This window comes from Paenibacillus sp. alder61 (assembly GCF_020179875.1).
GTDB lineage: Bacteria > Bacillota > Bacilli > Paenibacillales > Paenibacillaceae > Fontibacillus > Fontibacillus faecis.
The window spans coordinates 67,481-89,250 of record NZ_JAIUDG010000006.1 but is presented as its reverse complement, the minus strand read 5'-3'; the positions used below and the strand labels follow the sequence as shown (position 1 = coordinate 89,250).

At 53.5% G+C, this 21,770-nt stretch carries 21 protein-coding genes, 1 tRNA gene and 1 other annotated feature; of the genes, 13 read left to right on the top strand and 9 right to left on the bottom strand.

From position 1 onward, the window contains the following. Positions 1-10 precede the first annotated feature (10 nt). Positions 11-227, bottom strand: a binding site (T-box leader). Positions 228-388: 161 nt separating this feature from the next. Then, positions 389-462: transfer RNA gene (locus tag LBW89_RS07900), tRNA-Pro, on the top strand. Positions 463-676: 214 nt separating this feature from the next. Here LBW89_RS07900 and LBW89_RS07895 read toward each other — a convergent pair. Both LBW89_RS07895 and LBW89_RS07890 read right to left on the bottom strand, forming a co-directional pair. After that, positions 677-910, bottom strand: a complete 234-nt coding sequence (locus LBW89_RS07895; RefSeq protein WP_225038919.1) for a DUF1266 domain-containing protein — start codon at positions 908-910, stop codon at positions 677-679. 203 nt (positions 911-1,113) lie between these two features. Beyond that, positions 1,114-1,800: a hypothetical protein gene (locus LBW89_RS07890; RefSeq protein ID WP_318249346.1), complete on the bottom strand. Its 687-nt coding sequence runs from the start codon at positions 1,798-1,800 to the stop codon at positions 1,114-1,116. 202 nt (positions 1,801-2,002) lie between these two features. On the opposite strand from LBW89_RS07890, the gene LBW89_RS07885 reads away from it, so the two are divergent. Beyond that, positions 2,003-2,371 carry a DUF423 domain-containing protein gene (locus LBW89_RS07885; RefSeq protein ID WP_225038918.1) on the top strand — a complete coding sequence of 123 codons (369 nt, stop codon included), beginning with the start codon at positions 2,003-2,005 and terminating at the stop codon, positions 2,369-2,371. Positions 2,372-3,414: 1,043 nt separating this feature from the next. On the opposite strand, the gene ung is transcribed toward LBW89_RS07885, so the two are convergent. Together ung and LBW89_RS07875 are read right to left on the bottom strand one after the other, a co-directional pair. After that, positions 3,415-4,083, bottom strand: coding sequence for a uracil-DNA glycosylase (gene ung / locus LBW89_RS07880; RefSeq protein WP_225038917.1), 669 nt, complete (start codon positions 4,081-4,083; stop codon positions 3,415-3,417). 121 nt (positions 4,084-4,204) lie between these two features. Continuing rightward, entirely contained in the window at positions 4,205-5,044 is an 840-nt protein-coding gene (locus LBW89_RS07875) for a helix-turn-helix transcriptional regulator (RefSeq protein WP_225038916.1), read from the bottom strand. 131 nt (positions 5,045-5,175) lie between these two features. Here LBW89_RS07875 and LBW89_RS07870 point away from each other — a divergent pair, with 131 nt between their 5' ends. Beyond that, positions 5,176-6,462 carry a Gfo/Idh/MocA family oxidoreductase gene (locus LBW89_RS07870; protein ID WP_225038915.1) on the top strand — a complete coding sequence of 429 codons (1,287 nt, stop codon included), beginning with the start codon at positions 5,176-5,178 and terminating at the stop codon, positions 6,460-6,462. Positions 6,463-6,688: 226 nt separating this feature from the next. Here LBW89_RS07870 and LBW89_RS07865 read toward each other — a convergent pair whose 3' ends face one another. From LBW89_RS07865 to LBW89_RS07855, 3 genes are read right to left on the bottom strand one after another with little or no spacing between them, the layout of a single operon-like run. Then, the gene (locus LBW89_RS07865; protein WP_225038914.1) at positions 6,689-7,498 is read right to left on the bottom strand and encodes an ABC transporter permease; all 810 of its coding nucleotides are present in this window, start codon (positions 7,496-7,498) and stop codon (positions 6,689-6,691) included. A 1-nt stretch (position 7,499) separates the two neighbouring features. Continuing rightward, positions 7,500-8,291 (bottom strand): ABC transporter permease, encoded by a 792-nt coding sequence (locus LBW89_RS07860; protein ID WP_225038913.1) that lies wholly within the window; start codon positions 8,289-8,291, stop codon positions 7,500-7,502. A gap of 6 nt (positions 8,292-8,297) precedes the next feature. Next, positions 8,298-9,344 (bottom strand): ATP-binding cassette domain-containing protein, encoded by a 1,047-nt coding sequence (locus tag LBW89_RS07855; RefSeq protein WP_213506246.1) that lies wholly within the window; start codon positions 9,342-9,344, stop codon positions 8,298-8,300. A 192-nt stretch (positions 9,345-9,536) separates the two neighbouring features. Between LBW89_RS07855 and LBW89_RS07850 the strand changes: the two genes are divergently transcribed. The 4 genes from LBW89_RS07850 to LBW89_RS07835 all read left to right on the top strand — a co-directional run bounded on the left by LBW89_RS07850 (position 9,537) and on the right by LBW89_RS07835 (position 13,594). Further along, entirely contained in the window at positions 9,537-10,364 is an 828-nt protein-coding gene (locus LBW89_RS07850; RefSeq protein WP_225038912.1) for an AraC family transcriptional regulator, read from the top strand. 131 nt (positions 10,365-10,495) lie between these two features. Next, positions 10,496-11,662, top strand: coding sequence for a Gfo/Idh/MocA family protein (locus LBW89_RS07845; protein ID WP_225038911.1), 1,167 nt, complete (start codon positions 10,496-10,498; stop codon positions 11,660-11,662). 51 nt (positions 11,663-11,713) lie between these two features. Beyond that, a complete protein-coding gene (locus LBW89_RS07840) occupies positions 11,714-12,448 on the top strand; it encodes a ThuA domain-containing protein (RefSeq protein WP_213506249.1) in 735 nt (244 codons plus the stop codon). Positions 12,449-12,466: 18 nt separating this feature from the next. Beyond that, positions 12,467-13,594: a Gfo/Idh/MocA family protein gene (locus LBW89_RS07835; protein WP_225038967.1), complete on the top strand. Its 1,128-nt coding sequence runs from the start codon at positions 12,467-12,469 to the stop codon at positions 13,592-13,594. A 508-nt stretch (positions 13,595-14,102) separates the two neighbouring features. Here LBW89_RS07835 and LBW89_RS07830 read toward each other — a convergent pair. Continuing rightward, entirely contained in the window at positions 14,103-14,768 is a 666-nt protein-coding gene (locus tag LBW89_RS07830; RefSeq protein ID WP_225038910.1) for a bifunctional 2-keto-4-hydroxyglutarate aldolase/2-keto-3-deoxy-6-phosphogluconate aldolase, read from the bottom strand. 299 nt (positions 14,769-15,067) lie between these two features. Between LBW89_RS07830 and kduI the strand changes: the two genes are divergently transcribed. The 3 genes from kduI (at position 15,068) to kduD (ending at position 17,510) form a co-directional block, all read left to right on the top strand. Next, positions 15,068-15,901, top strand: a complete 834-nt coding sequence (gene kduI / locus LBW89_RS07825; protein ID WP_225038909.1) for a 5-dehydro-4-deoxy-D-glucuronate isomerase — start codon at positions 15,068-15,070, stop codon at positions 15,899-15,901. A gap of 64 nt (positions 15,902-15,965) precedes the next feature. Then, complete coding sequence (locus LBW89_RS07820) at positions 15,966-16,715, top strand: DeoR/GlpR family DNA-binding transcription regulator (RefSeq protein WP_148451487.1); 750 nt, start codon at positions 15,966-15,968, stop codon at positions 16,713-16,715. A gap of 39 nt (positions 16,716-16,754) precedes the next feature. After that, the gene (gene kduD, locus LBW89_RS07815; RefSeq protein WP_225038908.1) at positions 16,755-17,510 is read left to right on the top strand and encodes a 2-dehydro-3-deoxy-D-gluconate 5-dehydrogenase KduD; all 756 of its coding nucleotides are present in this window, start codon (positions 16,755-16,757) and stop codon (positions 17,508-17,510) included. 96 nt (positions 17,511-17,606) lie between these two features. Here kduD and LBW89_RS07810 read toward each other — a convergent pair whose 3' ends face one another. Continuing rightward, on the bottom strand, positions 17,607-18,581 hold the full coding sequence (locus tag LBW89_RS07810) for a sugar kinase (RefSeq protein WP_225038907.1): 975 nt from the start codon (positions 18,579-18,581) through the stop codon (positions 17,607-17,609). Between the two features lie 346 nt (positions 18,582-18,927). Here LBW89_RS07810 and LBW89_RS07805 point away from each other — a divergent pair, with 346 nt between their 5' ends. The 3 genes from LBW89_RS07805 to LBW89_RS07795 all read left to right on the top strand — a co-directional run bounded on the left by LBW89_RS07805 (position 18,928) and on the right by LBW89_RS07795 (position 21,573). Further along, complete coding sequence (locus tag LBW89_RS07805) at positions 18,928-19,479, top strand: sigma-70 family RNA polymerase sigma factor (RefSeq protein ID WP_225038906.1); 552 nt, start codon at positions 18,928-18,930, stop codon at positions 19,477-19,479. A 136-nt stretch (positions 19,480-19,615) separates the two neighbouring features. After that, positions 19,616-20,602, top strand: coding sequence for a DUF4179 domain-containing protein (locus LBW89_RS07800; RefSeq protein ID WP_225038905.1), 987 nt, complete (start codon positions 19,616-19,618; stop codon positions 20,600-20,602). A gap of 20 nt (positions 20,603-20,622) precedes the next feature. Continuing rightward, positions 20,623-21,573 carry a DUF4179 domain-containing protein gene (locus LBW89_RS07795; RefSeq protein ID WP_225038904.1) on the top strand — a complete coding sequence of 317 codons (951 nt, stop codon included), beginning with the start codon at positions 20,623-20,625 and terminating at the stop codon, positions 21,571-21,573. The last annotated feature ends 197 nt before the right edge of the window (positions 21,574-21,770 follow it).

The following is a 21,770-nucleotide window of genomic DNA, read 5'->3' as shown; positions in this document are numbered from 1 at the left end:
GCGTATCATCGCTAGGGACGAGAGGAAATTCCCGTGGTACCACCCTAGTTAGCGTCGGACATGCTTTGTCGTTCGCTCCCTTTACACCCTTAACGCGGGTAAGACGATGATGTTTTGCATCATAACTCCGAGGCGAGTTCGTCTTCAATCTCCATCCGGCTTTCACCAAGCGCCGGCTCTCTGGGGTGGCAGCATTGAAAACTAATATTCCTCTTCAATGTTTAATTCATTTTGCAGTTAAATCACCATCCATTATATAAAACCAAACCGCCGCCGTCAATGGGGCCGCAACGAAACGAAGGTCCGTAAAAAACATGAAAAACCCCCTTTACAGTTTGTTGGAAAAGAGTATAATTTATTAATGTTTCCACCATTTCATTTTCGTTGCCGAGACGTGGCTCAGCTTGGTAGAGCGCTTGCTTCGGGAGCAAGAGGTCGCAGGTTCAAATCCTGTCGTCTCGATTTCTGTAATTATATATAAGGCTTCCTCCCTGCACGATGCGTTTGGGTCGAAGCCGCCTTGCATATGAAGAAGACAACTGCTTTAGGGATGTTTGATCCCGGTAAGAGTTGTCTTTTTTTTGTCACAAACTAAATCTATGGTTCATGCAGAGCAATGATTCAATGCAAAAAGGCGAAGCCTGGGGCTTTGCCTTCATTACGAATGTATGGCAACTCATTCCTCAAGCAGCCACTCCAGCGTGTTCAATGCGTCTTCCCGGCCAGCGATTCCCCAAGCGGACTCCAGTCCCTCGCGAAGCTGATCCAGCGGGACTTTGAGGTGGAGGATGCGCGGAGATTCAACGCGGTACAGGGCAAGCACTGCCCCGTAAGCAAGCAAGCGCCGTTGTTCCTCGGGCAGGCCGTAATGGCTCTCCAGCCGTGCGTTCTCCTTCCGCGTGTTGGTCACAATCCGTTTGCTGGCCGCAAGATCAAGCCGAGAACCACCAGTACAAACAGACCTCTGATCACGCCGAGAATGATAAGTGAGATTTTCACGTTTGCGTTTCACCCATCCTTTTTTTAACAGGGAGGTCCTAGGCCCTTCCAACAATCAACCTCCTATACCATTAATCAGAAATGAATGAGCGGATTTTTATAGCAAGCAGCTTGTTACGAATATTGCCAGAACCCGGCGACCGGACTGCTAAATTCACGATCACTAATTATCTGGGCAAACACGTACATTGCACCAAAAGAGAAAGGATAACTAAATTTCCCGTCAAGCAAGGTATCAGGATAACCATCCTCATCCACTTGGAATAAAAAATCAAATCCATCTTCGGCCAGCCCCGTAAAATAATAGTTTTCATCCTGAATGAGCCCAGGAGTCCCGCCAAGTTTGATTAAAAACGATTGTTCCGCGGAGTCCTTATCCCCCATCAGATCTCCACCAATAATTGAATGCTTTATAAGCCCCGGATGCGAATAGATTTCGCTCGTACTTTCTTTCGAGATGGGGTGGTCAAATACTTGAATCGAACAGTTGGGATAAATATTGTTCTCTAAATACTCATCGTATTCTTCTGGAATAAAAACGGAAATCATGCGTTCAGGCCGAAAAGGATGAACCAAGCTTAAATAAAAATAATGCTTAATTCCGTTCCTGTTTACCGTTTCAGTCTTATCGTCAAAGAACATCGGTGCTTTTCCACCAATCCAACCATGACTCTCTTCTGTACACGGACTTGCTTGAGCTTGAAAAATCATACAATGAGTTCTGGCTGCAAAAAGTTCCTTGAAATTGTACATGGGCATTTTATGAAACCCTGTTGTCGAGGCGGACAAGACCTGAATCAAATGCCTCAGCTTCTACAGGATTCTTCCCCCTCTCTCCTCAATAATAGAAAATAGACGCGTCTAGCAACTGCAGAATTCCGACATCCGGAACACCTCTCGTTCAAAGTGCCAAAGTTTACGGCATAGCGTTTATTTATGCATATCGGAAAGATTGCCCTTTTATCTCGCGGTAGAGTAACATAGTAGCGAGGTGATCGACGTTATGTATACATTACTCGCACTCGGCGGAATCATGATGTTCCTTGCCGTGGCGCTTGGCGCTTTCGGCGCGCATGCATTGAAGCATAAGCTGACGGGAGATCGGGCAAAAACATATCAAACCGGTGTCCAATATCATTTGGCCCATAGTTTGGGGCTGCTGCTGCTGGGGAGCCTTGCGGGGCAAAGCGCCGATCCTTCCCGGTTGATAACGGCGGGATGGCTGCTTCTAATCGGTGTAGTGCTATTCTCGGGCAGCCTGTACGCCTTGAGCATATCGGGCATCCGCAAACTCGGCGCGATCACGCCCCTGGGCGGCCTGTGCTTCCTCGCAGGCTGGGTGATCGTAGTCATCGCCGCTGTAAGCGGGTAGGCTCTGCGGGAAGAATAGCAGTCAAAAAGGATCGGGGACCGTTTGAGAATGCGCGCCCCGCCGCCGGATTTCTAACGGACGCAATAGCGGCTATTTAACACTTTTAGGCCGGTTTGCGATTCTAACGGACACAGTAGCCGCTATTTCGCAAAACCCCCGCCCTTTTAGGGGCGGAGGACGCTAATAGCCGCTATTATTTCCGTTAGATTTCCGAAACCGCCATTTATCGCAGAATAGCCGCTATTATTTCCGTTAGCCTCCGCTGCTTAGGAAGCGCGGGAGTGCCGGGATCCGTTTGAGACCCCGCGCCCCGCCGCCGGATTTCTAACGGACGCAGTAGCGCCTATTTCGCACTTTTAGGCCGATTTACAATTCTAACGGACATAGTAGCCGCTATTTCGTAAAGCCCCCGCCCTTTTAGGGGCGGAGGACGCTAATAGCCGCTATTATTTCCGTTAGATTTCCGAAACCGCCATTTATCGCAAAATAGCCGCTATTATTTCCGTTAGCCTCCGCTGCTTAAGAAGCGCGGGAGTGCCGGGATCCGTTTGAGACCCCGCTCCTCGCCGCCGGATTTCTAACGGACGTAGTAGCGCCTATTTTGCACTTTTAGTCCGGTTTGCCATTCTAACGGACACAGTAGCACCTATTTCGCAAATTCCCCGCCTTTTCGGGGGCGGAGGACGCTAATAGCCGCTATTATTTCCGTTAGATTTCCGAAACCGCCATTTATCGCAAAATAGCCGCTATTATTTCCGTTAGCCTCAGTTAGCATCCGTTAGCATCCGTTAGCATCCGTTAGCATCCGTTAGCCTCAGTTAGCCCCTGTCAGCCCCCATTAGCCTCCTTTAGCCCCCGCTGCCTAAGGAGCGCCGAAGTGTCGGCTTCCGGTTGTGGCCGCATCCCCCGACAAACCCGGATGCTTACCAAAATAGACCGCCGCCTGCATTGAACCGCGCCTCCAACTGTTGGATGATGCCTAACAAGCGGGGCGCGCTTGATAAAGACAGCGGTCTAATTAAACTGCCGACGCTATCGGCATTTTACAGATCCGGTAAAGCCCAATCGATCGGCCCCAAGCCTTGTTCCCGCAGAAAGTCGTTGGTCTGCGAAAACGGGCGGCTGCCCAAAAAACCGCGATGCGCGGAAAGCGGACTCGGATGCGGGGAGCGAATGACCTTGTGGCGGCGGCGGTCGATAAAGGCGCCTTTCTGCTGGGCATAGCTCCCCCAGAGAATAAACACGAGCGGTTCAAGACGCTCATTCAGCTTCATCATGATCGCGTCCGTGAACTGTTCCCAGCCGAGGCCTTTGTGCGAATTAGGCTGCCCCTCGCGCACCGTGAGCACGGCGTTCAGCATCAACACGCCCTGCTCCGCCCAATGCAGCAAATATCCGTGATTCGGAGCCGAAATCCCGAGATCGGATTCCAACTCTTTATAAATGTTTTGCAGCGAAGGCGGGATGCGAACCCCCGGCATCACCGAAAAGCTGAGCCCGTGCGCTTGCCCCGGTCCATGGTAAGGATCCTGGCCAAGGATTACCACTCTCGTCCGCTCATAAGGCGTCAGCTTCAGCGCCGAGAAAAGCAGCTCTTTGGGCGGATAGACCGTATGCTGCTTGTACTCCCTGGCCAAGGCGTATCTTAAATCCTGAAAATATGGCTTCTGCACTTCTTCCTGCAAAACTTCATCCCAATCATTACCGAACATGTCGTTTCCAACCTCCCGTTGAACCTCTCTAGTATTCAATTCTAGCGAAGCCGGCTGAATCTAGCAAACACAAACGGGCCGGACCCACTCCCGAGGCTTAGGTCGAGGCTTAGGTCGAAGCCTATGCCTTAGCCGGCTCAGCCTTTTTCTGCTTGCGGTATTGCAGCGGAGAGCGGCCGGTAATCTTTTTAAATACCCTGCCAAAATGAGCGATACTGTCAAATCCCGCCTCCTCGGCGATTTTCGTAATTTTCCAATCCGTCCGGACCAATAGGGCCTGCGCCTCGCGAACCCGCACGTAAGTTAAATATTCGACCACGGTAAACCCGGTTGTCTGCTTGAAAATCCGGCACAAATAAGTGGTGCTGATAAAAAAGCGCTCCGCGATTTCCTCGAGCCTAAGCGGCCCGGCGTAGTGCCCGTTCAAATATTCGACGATCCGGTATACCCGCTGCTGCAGCTCCGTAAACTCCGGCTTTACCGGCTCCGCCTTTCCCTCCCGAATCCGGCTGAGCAGGATTAGCAGTTGGATCAGCAACGTTTGAAGGTACGGCATCCGCCAAAGCTGCCCTTCCTTTTCTTCCCGCAGCATCAAAAACAGCAAATCGGCGATCCGCCCTTGTTCCTGGACACTCGGCCGCAGCAAATAACTTTCGCCCCCAAACAAAGGAAGCTGTCCGGGTCCCATCTCGACGAAAGGCCGAACCGAAGCATCATCGAAGTTGATCAGAATCCGTTCGTGCGGGTTCCGGCCCTTGCTGGTTGTCCGATGAAGCTGATTCTTATGAATGAACACGACGTCTCCCGCCTGAAGGGCGTAGACCCGGTCATGGATGTAATAGAACCTTTCTCCCGATAGCAAGTAATAGATTTCATAAGTATCGTGCATATGGCTGAAGTCCATATCGAACGAACCGGTACGTTTCATTTTTTCAACACTTAACATCGGCACATGTACCATCCGTGTCATCCTCCGCGTCCGCATAGGATAAAATAGGCATACTTTTTGACCGAATAAGCAGGAAATGTTTAGAAATTTGCATTTTAAATACTATATGATAGATCCAAGTTTATGTAAATGGAGGGATGGTCTTGGGAAAAAAGAGATACGCGATCGTGGGAGTAGGCGGTAGAGCGGAATTCTTTTACAGCGCGCTGGCAACGGCTTATAAGGAAACTACGGAACTGGTCGCCGTCTGCGACGTCAACCAAACGCGTATGAATTATGCGAACGAGCTGTTGAGAGACAAGTACGATTATTCCCCTGTTCCAACCTATAAGGCGGAGCACTTCGATTTGATGATCCGGGAGCGGAAACCGGACGTCGTCCTCGTTTGTACGATGGACCGCACCCATCATAAATACATCATCCGTGCTATGGAGCTGGGCTGTGATGTGATCACGGAAAAACCCATGACCGTCAATGCGGAAAAATGCCTGGATATATTCGACGCAATCGAGCGAACGGGCCGGCAATTGCGCGTGACGTTCAATTACCGGTACGCGCCGCATAACACGAAGATTCGGGAATTGATCATGGACGGGGCGATTGGCGAGGTGCTGTCCGTCAACTTCGAGTGGCTGCTGAATACGGAGCATGGAGCCGACTATTTTCGCAGGTGGCATCGCGATAAACGCAACAGCGGAGGCTTGCTCGTCCATAAATCGACCCACCATTTCGACTTGATGAACTTTTGGCTCGCTACAAAGCCCGATACGGTTTTCGCGATGGGGGACTTGAGATTTTACGGGAAGGAAAACGCCGAACAACGGGGAATCACGCAATTCTACCAGCGTGCCTACGGAAGTCCGGCCGCCGAGAACGATCCTTTCGCCCTGCATTTGGACCGGAACGAGCATTTGAAGCGAATGTACCTCGAAGCCGAGCATGAAGACGGATACCAGCGCGATCAGAGCGTTTTCGGCGACAATATCAGCATTGAGGATACGATGAGCGTCATGGTGAAATATAAAAATAAAGCCGTTATGAATTACTCGCTCAACGCCTACATGCCGTGGGAGGGATTTATCGTTGTATTTAACGGAACGCTCGGACGCCTGGAGGTGCGCGTTACGGAGCAATCCTATGTCAACTCCGGCGGGAAAAAGGAGAATGAGGGCGCGCTCGGGGGCATCCAAATGATCGTTTATCCTCATTTCAGCGAGCCGTATCGGGTAAACATTGAACAAAGCGCGGGCGGCCACGGCGGAGGCGACCCCCTCCTGCTTCGGGACCTGTTCGGCAAAGCCGAGCCCGATCGGTTCAACCGGGCGGCTTCCCATATCGACGGCGCCCTGTCCATCATGACCGGCATCGCCGCCAACCGGTCCATGCAAAACGGGCAGCCGGTCAAAATCGACGAGCTTTGGAAAGGCTGAAACTAAGCGATCTACCTCAAAAAAAAATAGACCGCCCTCATCCAAAGGTTGCGGTCTATTTCTGACTGTCAAGCCGTAAAGCCGCCGCCCTTAAAAGCGGCTATTGCATCCGGAACCGTGTTAGCCGCACGGTTCCTTTTGCATTGTTCGTATCTTCTAACCAAACTATACCACGATTGGATCAAAATAAAAAGCGGCCCTCATCTTTATATTCCGAAACCCGGCCTCAGTTTCCCGCACTCTCATAACGCCGCAGACCGATGCGCAGGATCAGCAAAGCCAGGCCGACGAAATAGGCGGCCACGAGCGGACTCAGCCACCCCCACCAGCTCCAGGGCTCCCTGCCGAACAGCGCTGCCGCCGGAAAAAAGCTGACGAACGCAAACGGGACGACAATGGAGATGAGCAGTTGCAGGCCCATGGAAAAGATCGTAATCGGATACTTGGCGAATTCGCCAAGATTATGAATCATGATCGGAAAGGCGTTGCCGCTGCTCCGTATCCAAAAAGCCGAGCAATTCGCGGCCAGGTTGATGGCGACCCGTATCGTCATGGCGGATGCGAACATCAGGAGCGCCATAAAAATGGTCTGGAGGTTCCACACGATATCGATGTGGGACAGCGACATCGCGATGATCGCCCCGCCGATCACGATGTTTCCGAGCCCGTTCATGCCGATTCCCGTGCAGAAAATCTGCAGAACGATCGGCACCGGCCGGACGAGGTAGCGATCCAGTTCACCCAGGTTAACCAGGCGAAGCATCCGCCAGGTTCCTTCAAAAAACAGCGAGCCGAAGCCCTCCGACACGTAAATCGCCGCGTACATAAAAGCGATTTCCCAGAGCCCCCAGCCCTGAATGTCCGGGATGCGGGAAAAAACGACCCACAGAAACAGAAAACCGGTAATTTGAGTCAAGGCGGCCGCCCCGATCATAATGTAAAAATCAGCGGAATACTCCATCATCGCCTTCAATTGCTGGCTGTAAAGACGCCAGTATAAATACAGGATCCGCCGTGGTGAATTTTTGATGGTCATCTTACCCTCCATGAATCGTGATTTGCCGGACGGCCCCGGACCACATCCACTTGCCGAGCAGCCACAGCAGAACGATCCAGATCCACTGGATCCCGATCAGCCGCAGCGCCTCGATGCCCTCCGTCATCCCGAGGCCGATCGTCACCGGCGTGTTGACGATGCCCTGAAACGGGAGCAGCATCGCCGTGGATTGCAGCCAAGAAGGAAAGAACGCCAGCGGCACAAGCGCCCCGGACAACAGATTGGTGATCGACGTTCTCGCCCAATAGATGCCGAACCCGCTGGTGGTCCAGAAGCAGAGCAGCGCCGACAAATAAACGATGCCGAACTTGACCAGAATCGACGAGGCCATGCTGAACAGGAACAACAGCAGCGTCGCCGCGTCGTTCGGGAGCTGAATCCCCAAGGTGAACACGGCGGCCAAACCGATCAGCAGACAGCTCAGCAGCCCTTCCAAAACACAGGAGCCGAGCGATTCCGCAAGCCGGGCTTTTTGAAATTGAATGGGGCGCAGCAGGTCCATCATGACGCTGCCGTCGATAATTTTGTTGGTGATGCTCGATTCGGAATAGTAGGACAGCATGGAGTTGACGAAAAAAGTAATCAGAAGATACGACTGCATCTGCCCCCACGTAAAGCCGGACAGCTCCGCCCTTCCGGTATAGATGGCCTGCCAAAGACAGTACATCGCGATCAGCCCGATAAAGTTAGCCAAAAAGTTCAATATAAAGGAAAGCCGGTAAGCGAGCGTGTTCTGCATGGAGCAGAGCGCCAGAGAGACGTATTTTTTCATAACCGGTCAGGCGCTCCCCCTTCCCGCCAACGACAAGGACTCGGAGTCCAGTTGACCTTCGTAAACGCGGCGGATGATCTCCTCGATGCTCGGCTCGTCAATGCGGAAATCGACGACTTCCCCCCGGTTCATCAGCCGCTTGACGATATCGCTGGCCGTGCAGCGGAAGCGGTCGAACCGGACGGATAAAGAGGAGGCGCCTTGATCCTCCGCGGGCCTCACGACCCGGACATCCGGGAGGTCCCGGAACAGGCTCTCCGCTTCCGGAATCGGTGAGCTTAGCTGCATATGTATCGTTCGTTCCCTTGCGAAAGCATCCTTGACTTCCCGCAGTTTGCCGTCGTAGATAATTCGGCCCTGGTCGATAATAATGAGCCGTTCGCACAAATCTTCGATATCCCCGAGATCATGGGTGGTCAGAAGCATCGTCGTGCCTTTATTCCGGTTCATTTCTTTAATAAAGTCCCGAATCCGATGCTTCACCGCCACGTCAAGACCGATCGTCGGCTCATCCAGATAAACGATTTTGGGATCATGCAGCAGCGCTGCGGCCAAATCGGCCCTCATCCGCTGACCGAGCGACAGCTTGCGGGCGGATAAATGGAGAAAATCCTCCATCCCGAGCAATTCTGTAAACGCATCCATATTTCTTTTGAACGTTTCCGGCGGAACCTGATAAATATCCCGGAGCAGTCCGAGCGATTCGCGAACCGGGATATCCCACCATAGCTGGGTGCGTTGGCCGAAAACCGCCCCGATGCGCTGGGCGTTCTCCATCCGCTGCTTGTGGGGGACGAGCCCGTCCACCCGAATTTCCCCGCCGGACGGCACCAGCACGCCGCTTAGCATTTTGATCGTCGTCGACTTGCCCGCACCGTTCGGTCCGACATAAGCGACGGTTTCCCCCTCCTCGATCGTGAGATCGATGCCTTCCACCGCGGATTTGTCCCGGTAACGCTGGGTAAACAAATGCTTGACCGCCCCCGCCAATCCGGGTTCTTTCACCGCCTGCCGGAACACTTTCCGCAGGCCTTTCGTTTCGATCAGACTCAAGTGGCCATCCCTTCCTTTCCGTTTCCAATTCTTTACTAATATAAAGGAAATCCGCCCGCCTTCCTACCCTAATAATTAGTAAATCTATCCCCTACTTTTTAAAGCTTGAGGCCGGCATTAGACAATTCCGCAGCTACCCGATATGATGTGGACAAAAGAACCGCCGCGCCCGGCTGCGGGAAAGGAGGACCCATGAATTCTTTTTATCAAAACTGGGAGTTGGATCAAGGGCTGCCGATGGTCATTCACCGGTCCAAGGATCTCGATTTTTACCCCCACTTTCACGCCGAGGTGGAGTTCGTGTATGTCAAATCGGGCAAAATCCGGGTCGGAGTCAATAAAGAAAGCCGGCTGCTGGGCCAAGGCGACATGGCCGTCATCGGCAGCAACGACATTCACTATTACGACAGCCGGGGGCTTGGCTCCGTGATCTTCATCGTCATTTTTCATCCGGAGATGATCGGCAAAGCCGGGGGGTGGCCGTCAGGCGTCCGTTTCGACACCCCGTTCATTTGCGGACGTCAGCAGGACCTTGCTCCGTTAATACGTCCTCTCCTGGAGAGGATATTCCGCGAAAAAAGAGACGCCCTGCCCGGCCACGAACTGTTCATCCAGGCGAGCTTGTCCGAACTGTGCGGGACACTGCTGCGGCGGCTTGAATTCACCGACTTGCCGTCGGCTCAGGACGAGGCGGACCCCGGGCGGGAACGCATTCAGCAAATTCTGTCCTACATCGAGAACCACTACCGTGAGGATTTGTCCGTCGAGACGATATCGTCTCATTTTAAAATGGGACCCTCTTATTTTTGTCGCATGTTTAAAAAGAACGTAGGCATGAATTTCAAAACGTTTCTCAATACGATTCGGGTGCACAGCGCCAAACGAAAACTGGAAAACAGCGGAGCCAGCATCACAGAAATCGCGCTGGAATGCGGGTTCGGCAGCATCCGCACCTTTAACCGGGTATACCGGCAATTCCAGGGCCATGCTCCTTCCGAATTCCGCAAGGAGATGAAATGAACGCGACGAAGTGCAATTTTTGGCCAGTGCTTGAGCATAAAGTGGCGAGAGAATCGTCCGCCGGGTTTTTATAATAGGGGTATCCCGAATATGCTATGAAGGATCCAAATCACCCGTGATGGAGGAATGTTATGAATCAATTGCGTGTAGGTATGATCGGTTACAAGTTTATGGGAAAAGCCCACAGCAATGCCTATCGTTCCCTCCCGATGTTCTTCCCCCAAGCGGTAAAACCCGAAATGGCCGTCCTTTGCGGAAGAAACGGCAAAGCCGTGGCCGAAGCGGCCGATCAACTGGGCTGGCAGGCTTACGTCACCGACTGGAAGGAGCTCGTCGCCCGGGACGATGTCGATTTGATCGATATCAACGCCCCCAGCGACGCGCATAAAGAAATCGCGCTGGCTGCGGCCCGTGCGGGGAAACATATTTTTTGCGAAAAACCGTTAGCGCTTACACTAAACGATGCCCGCGAAATGCTGGAAGCCGCGGAGCAGGCCGGTGTACGCCACATGGTCGGCTTCAACTACCGGTTCTCTCCCGCGGTCAAGCTCGCCAAGAAGCTCGTCGAGAGCGGGCGGCTCGGGAAAATTTATCACTTCCGGGCCTGGTTCCTTCAGGACTGGATTCTCGATCCGGATTTCCCGCTCGTTTGGCGGCTGCAAAAGGATATCGCCGGCTCCGGCTCCCACGGAGACCTCGGGGCGCATCTGATCGACCTCGCCCACTACCTGGTAGGCGGCATCCGCGAAGTGATCGGGATGAGCGAAACTTTCATCAAGGAACGTCCGCTGGCCGAAGAAATGACTGGGCTCAGCGCCAAAGGCGCCAAGGGGAAAGACGCGCCGAAAGGACCGGTTACCGTGGACGATGCCACCCTGTTTCTGGCCCGTTTCGAGAACGGGGCGCTGGGCAGTTTCGAGTCGACGCGGTTTGCGGCCGGGCATCGCAGCACGAACGCTTTTGAGATTAACGGAAGCCTGGGCAGCGTGAAGTTTGACTTTGAGCGGATGAATGAGCTGGAGGTCTATTTTACCTCCGACGAAGAGGACGTGCAGGGCTTCCGGCGCGTGTTGGCTACCGATCCGGCGCATCCGTACGCCGAGGCCTGGTGGCCGCCGGGCCACACGATCGGCTTTGAACATACTTTCATCCATGAAGTGCTGGAGCTCACCCAGGCCATCTCCGAGGGGCGTCAACCTGTACCGAACTTCAGGGACGGCGTGCAGTGCCAGGCCGTGCTGGAAGCGGTGGAGCGTTCGGCTCTCGAACGCCGTTGGGTCAGCCTTGCGGAAATGTAGGCGATAAATATTAGAGAACCGGTCGGATTCGGTTCAAAGGAGACGGAGAACATGAAAAAAGCGCTGATTGTATGGGGCGGCTGGGACGGCCATGAGCCGGAGCAAGTGGCGGCGATTTTCGCCGACGTCCTGCGGGAGCATCGGTTCGAGGTGGAGGTCTCGGATACGCTGGAGGCTTATGCCGATGCCGAGAAGCTGATGGGACTGGACTTGATCGTCCCGGTATGGACGATGGGAGACATCGCCCAGGAGCTGGTGAACAACGTGTCCGCGGCCGTCCAGGCCGGGACCGGGCTCGCCGGCTGCCATGGCGGCATGTGCGATTCCTTCCGCAACAACGTGGACTGGCAGTTTATGACTGGCGGCCAGTGGGTGGCGCATCCCGGAAACGACGGGGTGGAGTACAAAGTGGAGATCAAGCAGAGCTCCAGCCCGCTGGTGGACGGCATGGACGATTTCGTCGTCCGGACGGAGCAATACTATCTTCACGTGGACCCCGCCGTCGAAGTGCTGGCCACAACCCGGTTCCCGGTAGTGGACGGTCCGCATCGCTTCAACAAAGCGGTCGACATGCCGGTCGTATGGACCAAACGGTGGGGATACGGACGCGTCTATTACAACTCGCTTGGCCACCATGCGGATATCGTTGCGCTGCCTCCCGTGAAGGAACTGATGACCCGTGGACTGCTGTGGGCGGCCGAAGGCAAGAAGCTGGCCCTTTCAAGCGCCGGCTCTTCGGCAGGCGCAAGCTATACCGGGATGGGCGACAGCCAGTATCGAGCATAGGAGGGCTATCATTTGAGTATGAACCTGGAGACGAACGACAACGCGGGCAAGATTAAAGTGGGAATTATCGGCTGCGGTAAAATCAGCGGCATTTATATGGAAAACTGCCAAAAATTCAGCGTTCTCGATCTGGTTGCGTGCGCGGACTTAAATCCGGACCGCGCCCGGGAGCAAGCCGCCGCATACGGTATTCCTCGGGTGTACACGCCGGAGGAACTGCTGGCCGATCCGGAAATCCGCCTTGTACTGAACTTGACGATCCCGGCCGTGCACGCCGAAGTCAGCCTGCAGGCGTTGGAAGCGGGCAAGCATGTTTATGTCGAGAAGCCGCTCGCCATTTCGCTGGAAGACGGGCGGCGGGTGCTTGAGGCCGCGAAGGCGCGGGGCCTGATGGTCGGATGCGCGCCGGAGACGTTCTTCGGTGCCGGCATTCAGACCGCGCTGGCGCTCATCGAAGAAGGCGCGATCGGGCGCCCGGTTTCGGCCACGGCGTTCATGATGAGCCGCGGACATGAGCACTGGCATCCCGACCCGGAATTTTACTATTCGCCGGGCGGCGGTCCCATGTTCGATATGGGACCGTACTACCTGACCGCGCTCGTTCAACTGCTCGGGCCGATCCGCCGCGTAGCCGGCATTACCGGCAAAGCGCTGCCCGAGCGTACCATCACGAGCGAGAAGAAGCGCGGGGCCCGGGTCGCCGTGAAGGTGCCGACGCATGTGGCCGGAACGCTGGAATTTCATGGCGGAGCGATCGCGAGCCTGATCACGAGCTTTGATATTTTCGGCGGCAGCACGCTTCCGCCGATCGAGATCCACGGGACCGAGGGCACCTTGCTGGTGCCGGACCCGAACACCTTCGGCGGGCCGGTAAAATACCGGCGCACCGGCGAGGAAACGTGGACGGAGCAGCCGCTGCTGCCCGGCTACGAGGCCAACAGCCGCGGCATCGGCCCGGCCGATATGGCGAGCGCCCTCCTGCGGGGGCGGCCGCACCGGGCCAGCGGCGAGCTGGCCTACCATGTGCTGGAGGCGATGTGGGCGTTCCACGCCTCGTCCGACACGGGCAGCTACTACGCGATGCAGAGTCGGTGCGAGCGGCCCGCGGCGCTGCCGACCGGGCTGCCCCCGTACACGCTGGACTAGCGCGGAGTTGCGCGGAACCTAGCGACAACCCAAAGCCGCTGAATTACTCAGCGGCTTTTTTTCGCATGGACGCCCTGTTCGGTATGCCCGCTCTATGATTAATGCCTTAACTAACGGGATTTTCTCCCGTTATTTTGAAACTCTGCTCGCTATTCGCTCTATTACCTGGAATTGTTCCAGCTAATTCCGCCTCATCCGTGCAAATCGGCCGCTTACGCACAAATTAACTGGAGATTTTCCAGTTATTTTAACTCTCGCACTCACTCCGCACCAGATTAACGGGTACTTTTCCAGCTAATTCGGACTTCCGACTCGCGGACTTACCGACTTATCGACTCACCTCACTCGCCGACTCACCAACTCCCGACCCACCAACTCATCTACTCACTCGGCTCACCGACTCCCCGCTCACCTATACGGCCGCCTAAATTACATTTTCCGTTATCTTCGGTAAGCGGAAATCCTCAAAAAAAAGGCGGAGTCCACGGACCCCGCCTTCTCTCCCCCATTACCGGGCCTTGGCCCGGAGGAACGCTTCCTTGTATGCCGCTGCTTTGCTCGCAATCAGCGAGAAGTCCTGCCGCTTTAAGGCTTCGTTGGTCAAATCGGAGCCGATTCCGACCGCCACGGCCCCCGCCTGAATCCACTGGCCCAGATTGTCCAGGGACACGCCCCCGGTCGGCATAATATTCGCCTGCGGAAGCGGACCTTTGATGGCCTTGATCATGGACGGCTCGTACAGGTTGCCCGGGAACAGCTTGACGATGTCCACGCCGAGTTCCAGCGCCTCCTGAATCTCCTTGATCGTCATCGCCCCGGGCATCACCGGAATCCGGTACCGGTTGCACAGCATGACGGTCTCCCGGTTCAGACTCGGCCCGACGACAAACTCGGCTCCGCTCAGGATGGCGGCGCGCGCGGTTTCCGGATCCAGCACCGTACCGACGCCGATAATCGCATACGCCGATGGATACGCGGCGTTCCAGGCATATTTGCGGGCCAAGGTTTCAATCGCCCGCAGCGCAAACGGAACGGTCATCGTCACCTCGATTACTTTAATCCCGCCCGCGATAGCTTGTTCGGCCATCTCCACCACCTGCTCCGGCGTCTCGCCGCGCAGAACGGCCACAACGCCCTCTTCGGCGATTTTTTGGATAAGCTGCAGCTTCTTCACTTCTGTTCCCCTCTTCCCTTTACATTTAGAATAACTATCCCGTGCCCCATGTTTTGAAAGCCTTTTCCTATGCTTTATCCTATCATGGTTAGCCGGTCGGCTAAAGCTTGTTTTTTAAAGATTCATGAATTATTTGTCCATCCGGATTCAGATCTTCTCCTGAAATGCTTCTCCGCGATGCGCATCACTCCATCCACCTTCATTTTTCGGTAAACCGCTTGCAAAATGAACTTAAAAGATTTAATGTAAACCTATATGAACATTATAAACCTAAATAAACCAAAAGAGGAGTGTTTTTTATGAAACGACGTTACGCTTCCCATCCCAATGAAGTCAAACAGTTTGACACAGCGCGGTTACGTCAGGAGTTTCATATCCCGACCTTGTTCACGCCGGATCGTCTAGAGCTGGTGTTGACGCATGAGGATCGCATGATCATCGGAGGGGCGGCCCCCGTACGGGAAGACGTGAAACTTGAAGTTGACCTCAAGGAGCTTGGGGTGGCGTATTTCCTGGAACGCCGGGAACTCGGAGTCATTAATGTCGGCGGTCCGGGCTCGATTGTCGTGGACGGCGCAGCGTATGAACTGGAACATAAAGATTGTCTCTTTGTGGGCATGGGGTCCAAAGAGGTTATTTTCAAGAGCAAGGACGCCGCGAATCCCGCCAAGTTTTATTTGAATTCGGCGCCGGCCCACAAGTCGTTCCCTACCGCGAAAACCACCCTCGCCGAAGCGGAATCCGGCGCTCTGGGCTCTATTGAGAATTCCAACGAGCGTACGATCCACCGCTTCATCCATGAGAACGGCATTCAAAGCTCACAGCTGGTCATGGGCATGACCCAGCTTAAAACCGGCAACATGTGGAACACAATGCCCGCGCATGTTCATCCCCGCCGGATGGAAGCGTACATGTATTTCGATCTGCCCGAAGACGCGGTGGTGTTCCATCTGATGGGCGAGCCGAACGAAACGCGCCATATCGTGATGCGGAACGAGCAGGCCGTGATCTCCCCGAGCTGGTCGATTCACAGCGGGGTGGGCACGAGCAATTATACGTTTATCTGGGGCATGGCCGGAGACAACAAAGCGTACGCGGATATGGACGCCGTTCCGATGAAGGATTTAAAATAAGGGAGATAAGCCAGTTACGGACTATGTAACGAATTCATTTTCTAACGGAAGAGTTGACGCCTCAATGAGCTCGATACGACGATACGAAAAAATTATGGAAGTTCTGCTGACGAACAAAGAGGTTACCGTGGCGGAGCTGAGCGAAAAGCTGGGAGTCACGGGCAAAACGATCCGCGAGGATCTGACCCGTCTTGAGGAGCAAGGCCTCATCGTGCGTGTCCACGGCGGAGCCGTCCTGGCGCAGGGAGACCAGTTCGGCATTCTCCCCGCCAAGGAGCCCGTGGTGAAACATGCCGAGGAGAAAGGCGAGATCGCCCGCAAAGCCCTGCTTCACATTCAACCAAACGACATCATCGCCCTGGACGGCGGCAGCACGACGCTGGAAATCGCCCGCCGTCTCGACAACCAGCCGCTCACCGTGGTTACCAATGATGTGTACATCATCAGCGAGCTGGTTGTAAAGGACCAGATCCGTCTCGTCGTACCGGGCGGTTACCGGGTCCGCAATATGCTTGCCGGTCCCGAAGCAACGGCCTACATCAAAAAGCTGAACATCCGCAAGGCGTTCATTTCCACGACCGGCATTCATCCGGAACACGGACTTTCGATTTATACCGGCGACTTCATCGAGTTCAAGAGAGCTTTGATCGAAACGGCTCACGAGGTGATCGCGGTCGTCAATCATCACAAATTCGGTCAGACCGCGCTCCGGACATTCGCCTCCCTGCAGGAGCTTACCCGGGTTATTACGGACCATGGCCTGGATGAGGAAATGGTGAAGTCTTTTGCCGAAGCGGGAATCCCTATCGAGTGATTTATATATCATCCAATTTCATAAAGGAGTGTTCGCCCTATGCATCGTTTATTTGACCTTACAGGAAAAACCGCGCTAGTGACCGGGGCTTCAGGCGGTCTGGGACAAGGCATCGCGCTCGGCTTGGCGGAAGCGGGCGCCGACGTCGTCTGCGTCTCGTATACCTCCAGTGAGGAAACGGCGGCTCGTATTGAAGCCCTGGGCCGAAAAGCCTCCGCTATCGAAGCGGACCTCAGCCGGCATGACGCGCTTCAGTCCGTCTTCGACGAATCGCTCAAGCTGACCGGGCAGATCGACATCCTCGTCAACAACGCGGGGATTATCCGTCGGACCCCGGCCAAGGATCACAGTGAGAAGGACTGGTTTGACGTAATCGACATCAACCTGAACACAGTGTTCCTGCTGTCGCAAATTGCCGCCAGACCGATGCTTGAACGAGGCAGCGGCAAAATCATCAACATCTGCTCGATGTTGTCCTTCCAGGGCGGCATCAATGTTCCCGGCTACACCGCCTCCAAGCACGGGGTGGCCGGTTTGACCAAAGCCTTCGCCAACGAATGGGCCCAAAGCGGCCTCCAGGTGAACGCCATCGCCCCAGGCTACATGTCGACGGACAATACGGCGCCGATCCGGGCCGATGAGAAGCGAACCGCCTCCATTACGGAGCGGATTCCCGCCGGACGCTGGGGGACCGCGGAGGACCTGAAGGGCCCCGCCGTGTTCCTCGCTTCCTCCGCATCCGACTATTTAAACGGGCACATTCTCTGCGTCGACGGCGGATGGATGGCCAGATAAACCTGCCGCCGATATCCGGCAAACGAAGAAACCCGCCAAGGAGCATATCTCCTGGCGGGTTTCTTCTCGTTGCAGTATCTTCTTATCCCGAGCGGGTTACCGCTCCACGTGCCCTACTCCGCTCAACAACCTGTCGATTTCCGCGGCGCTCGGCAGTCCTTCCCAATCGCCAACAGCCTGGATAACCTGGGATCCGATTAGGTTCCCGAGCCGGACCGCTTCTTCCAGGGGGTATCCCCGGAGCAGGCCGGATAGAAAGCCTGCGCAGAAGCCGTCCCCGGCACCCACCGTGTCGATTACATGATCGACTTTATAATAAGGAACCGGAGTCAACTTGCCGTGCTCGAACAAATAGGTTTCGTCCTTCCCGCCCTTAATAACGCTTACACCGGGAAGCTCGTTCAGCCGGGAAAGGATCTCTTCCAGGGATTCGGTCTCGTACAGAAGCTTCAATTCATCCAGCCCCGGCAAAAAATAATCCGCTTTCATAGCAAGCGGCAAAAGCACCTTCCGCGCCGCTTCAAGGTCCCATAGCTTCAGCCGCAAATTCGGATCGAAGCTGACTTTCACGCCGTGGCGCTTGGCCAGATCCATGGCGGCGGCCGCCGTTTCCGCGCAGGAGTCGCTTAGCGCCGGTGTAATGCCGGTGACATGGAGGATTTTCGCGCCGGCAATATAAGCCTCGTCCAGGTGTTCCGGCCGCATCCGGCTGGCGGCGGACAGCTTGCGGTAATAATAGACCGAGCTTTTGCCCACGACATTTTCCCGGATCATCAACCCGGTGGGGGCTTCAGCGGTAAGCTGTGCACGGGAGACGTCCACCCCTTCTCCCCGGATCGCCTTGATCACGCGGTGCCCGAACGGATCATCGCCGAGCCGTCCGCACCATCCCGAGGTGTGTCCCAGCCGGGCCAATCCGATGGCCACGTTGGATTCCGCCCCTCCGAACGAAGGCGTCAGGGTGTTCGCGTACTCCAGTCCTTTTCCCCCTTCGGCGATTAACAGAGCCATACTTTCGCCAAAAGTAACCACCTCGGGAAATCGTTGTTCAGTTAAATGGGAAGCATGCATTTTCTCGTTTCACCTTCTCTCAGTCGATCGAGCCGTCACGTCGGGTATGTTCCAAATCTGTCCATTGGCTGCTCCTTCTATTATCTCATGATTCTCTCTTCCGGACTATGTTTTTAGTAACACCGGAACGAAAAAATCCCTTTGAAACCGGCATGCAGCAAGAAACCGGACTTCCCAAAACTTGCGCTTTCTCTAAAAATAAGGTTTTCTATATAAGTTGAACCAAAGAATGCGCAAATCAATAGTTCAACTTATTTAGAATAACAATAAAAAAAATTTGTATGTAACCTTCCGGGCCGTTGGCCGATCTAATAGTCGATTTAAAAGAGAAGAGAGGTGAAACCTTGTGGAATTTAGTGAGGAAAACATACGGTCAGCCATAGCCGGAGATCGTAATGCGTTTGTTGAGTTGATGAAACAGGCGGAATTGCAGCTCTATCAAACCGCCTGGGCCATTGTCAAAAGAGCGGAAGATTGTGATGATGCCATGCAGGAGGCCATCTTAAAAGCTTTTAAATCCATCCACACTTTACGAGAGCCTTCTTATTTCAAGACATGGATCTTTCGAATTTTAATCAATGAATGTCTGAGAATCCTGGAAAGGAATAAAAAAACCGTAGCCTTCAGCGATACGGCGCAATTCGGCAGTTTGCAGCGCAATGAATACTCCGCAGTGGATTTACGGGATGCGGTGGATCGTCTCGAAGAGAATCTGAAGATTGTGATCGTCCTTCATTACTACCAGGATATGAATATCAATCAGGTAGCCAACATTTTGCAATTGACACCGGCTGCCGTAAAAACACGGCTATTTCGTGCCCGGCAAAAACTGATGCAGTCTTATAGCGATCAACAAGATCAGAAGGAGGGAAAAATAAACTATGGAACATCTTACTGAAGAAATCTCAAAATTGCGTTCTCAGCAGCCTAATCAACTGCCCCAAAGTACGCGTCAAAGAATGGATAAAACCTATCAAATGATTATGGAACAAGAGATGAGCACCTCAAATCAGCAAAAAGGAGCTGTTATTCATATGAAAAAGGTAAAAAGACTTGGGCTTACCGCCGCAGCAACGCTTGTACTGGGAGGAGCCGTGATCGGCTCGGGTTTCGTTTCTCCGGCCATGGCCGCCACTTTGGAAAACCTGCCTGTGATCGGCAGTATCTTTAAAAACGAGGACCCCGGCCTTCGGGTTGCCGCTGAAAAAGGGCTTCTGTCCTCTCCGAATGCAAGTGTGACGCACGATGGCATCACCCTGAAAGTGTCCGAAGCCTTTTACGATGGAAATCGTTTAAGCGTATCGATCACCCGCGAGGGAGTGGATCTGAAAGATGTCATGATGCCTTGGCAAACCATCGATCAAAGCGAAAAAGTAAAAGGTTATATTGACTGGCGTTCCACGATGGAAGCCATCGTTGACGGCAAACCCGTCAAAGGATTATCTATCGATAGCGGGGAAGTTCCCGGTCAAAAAGACGCCTTTATTTTCAACGTAAGAAAAGGCCTGGAAGAGGCGAATCTTCCGGATCAATTTGAATTGACGCTGGTAGCCAAAGTCACCCAGGTGAATGAACCTTTCGAACTGAAAATCCCGATCACCAAAGTTCAGCCGACTCTTTCCGTAAATCCGGAAAAAACCATGAGCAAAGGCGATTTCAGTTATACGGTTAAACAGGTTCAACTTACTCCAGGCTCCACCAAAGTGATGATTGACAGCAAAGGCACAGTCCCTGTGACTGAGAAACAAACCGGCGAGTTTGCGGCCAGCAAAATGTATTTTGATATTGTCGATGATAACGGAAACTCGATCGAGCAGATTCTGATCCCGTCCTATCAAGAAGCGCCAAAAGCTCAATATCATGACGAAGAGCTGTACAGCCCGTTCAAAACGACACCAAAATCCATTACGATCAAACCTTATACCTATACGGTCAATAAATCGGACTGGACGGTAGCTGGAGAAAAAGAAAAAATCTATCATGAAGATTTGGAAATGACGATTCCGCTGAATAATAACTAACTTGCGAGGAGTTGAACATAATGATCAGCAAACGAATTGAAAGTAAAGTCGCCGCCGCCTTGCTTGCCGTTTCGGTTTTAACCGCAAGCGGAACGGCCCTATCCGGTACGGTTACGGCGAAAGCGGCGAATCAAGAAACCGCTTCTACCCAAAGTCTTTTTGAAGGGGTAAAAAATGACCCCGGTCTCCTAAAAGCGGCCAAACAGGGTACGACGAAAGTTCAAAATCAAAAAGTGACGAAGGATGGCGTCACCTTGAAATTGACCGATTATCTCTATGACGGAGCCAGAGTTTCGTTCGCTTTGCAAAGAGAAGGCGACAATCTTGAAACAACGCTGGATGACGTGACCAATGCCGAGAAAAAAGGGGTTCTGCTATATCACGAGATTTATATCAACGGCAAAAAACAGGATCTGAAATCTTACGGAAGATCCTCCATAAATGACGGTAACAGTATGGTGATCTCCTTCAACGACCAGTCCGATAAAGGTCCGCGAACCGTATTTTTCCCCAAACAATTCGAACTTACGGTTAAAGCTTACGTATCGGGCGTGGACGATCCTTTCACCTTTAAAGTGCCTGTCAAAAAACAAGCTGCGCAAAGTACGGTTTTGAATAAGGCGGTGGCGAAGAAGGCCGGGAAATTAAGTTATACCGTAAAGCGCGTAGAGCTAACCCCTTATTCGAGCCGGTTGGAATTGGTTGCGCAAGGCTCCCATAAGCAGATTAAGGATTTAAAGGACTTGAGATTCGATATCGCGGACAATAAGGGAAATGTCCTGACCCCTGCGCTGCAAACATGGGAGGGCGTCGTCAAAAATCAACGCTACTTCGATATGACGTATCCTTCCTTCGCGGCCACTCCCAGCTCTATTGTCGTGAAGCCGTATAGCTTGGAAAAAGACGGTAACGGGGCTCCGAAAAAAGTCTATCTGCAGGATGCGGAACTTACGCTTTCCTTAAAAAAATAAACCGATGGCAGTCATAACCACCCGTCCAACGGGTGGTTTGCTTTTGGGGTATAAGCCTTTCCTTTATTACCGGCTCGTGTCTAAAGCCGCTAGCTTTCACTACGTTCAAGCTACTATGCTGTTGCCGCTTTTGCCTACCCCTGAAGGGGTGCGTTTATTACTAATACCCCTTCAGCTACCTTGATAATATGGAATTC